2 protein-coding genes are annotated in these 1,596 nt (G+C 62.6%); one reads left to right on the top strand and one right to left on the bottom strand.

Features of this window, described 5'->3' with window-relative positions:
* The first annotated feature begins 166 nt into the window (after positions 1 to 166).
* Positions 167 to 1,324 carry an IS481 family transposase gene (locus tag QX132_RS33000; RefSeq protein WP_315759740.1) on the top strand — a complete coding sequence of 386 codons (1,158 nt, stop codon included), beginning with the start codon at positions 167 to 169 and terminating at the stop codon, positions 1,322 to 1,324.
* Positions 1,325 to 1,375: 51 nt separating this feature from the next.
* Here QX132_RS33000 and QX132_RS32995 read toward each other — a convergent pair.
* On the bottom strand, positions 1,376 to 1,596 hold a 221-nt coding region (locus tag QX132_RS32995), incomplete at its 5' end, for an NAD(P)-dependent oxidoreductase (RefSeq protein ID WP_316163879.1).

Genomic DNA, 1,596 nt, shown 5'->3' with positions numbered 1-1,596 from the left:
TGTTTGGCGCGGCCTGTTGCTGTTTGATAGGTATATCGGACTCTTGCGCCGCTCTCTCCGCGTCATTGCGAGCGCAGTGTTCAGCCCGGGGACATAGCTGACGGGTGTTCGGGGAGATGGTTGACACTTCAAAATCGGCTCGATTCGTCAAGCAGAGGGGCGAGCGATGCCGTGGCGAGAGGTGTCTGTCATGGACCAGCGACGAGAGTTTGTGATGCTTGCCAAGCAGGAAGGGGCGAACCGGCGGGAGCTGTGTCGGCGGTTCGGCATCAGCCCTCAGACGGGCTACAAATGGATCCAGCGGCATGACGCTGGGGACACGGCGCTGGCGGATCGGTCGCGGCGGCCTCATCGAAGTCCGGAGCGCACCGCGGCTGCGACCGAGCAGCAGATTGTCGCATTGCGCGATGCTCACCCGGCCTGGGGCGCGCGCAAGCTTGCACGGTGTCTTGAGCGTGATGGTCAAGCTGTCCCGGCGATATCTACCGTGCACACCATCCTGCGCCGCTACGATCGAGTGGTCGAGCCTGCAGGCACGCCCGGACAGCCCTACACGCGGTTCGAGAAGGATGCGCCCAATCAGCTGTGGCAGATGGACTTCAAGGGGCACAGTGCGCTGGAGAATGGTGTGTCCTGTCATCCGCTGACAGCGTTGGACGATCACTCCCGCTTCTCGTTGTGCCTGGCGGCTTGTGACAACGAGCGCGGCTCTACGGTCAAAGGACATTTGGAGACGACGTTCCGCCGTTATGGACTGCCGGATGCGATGTTCGTCGACAATGGTGGCCCCTGGGGATTTACCCTCGAAGACCCCTGGACCGCGTTGACGGTCTGGCTTCTGAAGCTCGGCGTTCGAACGATCCACAGCCGGCCCTACCATCCTCAGAGCCGCGGCAAGAACGAACGCTTCCACCGTAGTCTGAAGGCCGAGGTGTTTGCCTTCAGGCGCTACCGTGATCTTCCCGATGTCCAGCGGGCACTCGACGGATGGCGCTCCGTCTACAATCTCGACCGGCCGCACGAGGCCTTGAACTTCGACGTGCCGGCAAGCCGCTATCAACCGAGCCAACGTGCGATGCCAGACCGGCTTCCGATCGTCGAATACGACGAGGGTGAGAGCATCCGTTCCGTGTCGAGCACGAAGGCCTACGTCAGTTTCGAGGGGCGGCTCTGGAAAGTCCCGCAAGCCTTCCGAGGTGAGCGGCTGGCTATCCGGCCACTCAGTGCCGACGGAAAGTTCGGAATTTTCTTTGCCGCACATCAGATCGCAGCGATTGATCTGCGCGACCCCAAAACTGTCAACTATGTCCCCGAACAGGTGTAAGCTATGTCTCCGGGCTGAACACTGCGCTCGCAATGACGGAGGAGAGAGCGTTTACTCTGTCGCCACCCGCCGGCAGTGCTCCCACGCGGCGTGGATCAGGTTTTCGCTCGCCTCCGGGGTGCGGAAGGCCGAGTGCGCGGACAGCGTCACGTTCGGGATCGTGGTCAGCACGTGACCGGCGGGCAGCGGCTCGGTGTTGAAGACGTCGAGGCCGGCGTGGCGGATGTGGCCGGAGCGCAGGGCGTCGATCATCGCTGCTTCGTCGACGATGG

The organism is Bradyrhizobium sp. SZCCHNRI20481 (assembly GCF_032485055.1).
Lineage (GTDB): Bacteria > Pseudomonadota > Alphaproteobacteria > Rhizobiales > Xanthobacteraceae > Bradyrhizobium.
Note: the sequence above shows the minus strand (reverse complement) of the source record. Positions and strands in the feature narration are given on the sequence as shown.

Coding starts and splice junctions, on each gene's coding strand:
- QX132_RS33000 (WP_315759740.1), top strand. CDS start 167: ATGCCGTGGCGAGAGGTGTCTGTCATGGACCAGCGACGAGAGTTTGTG.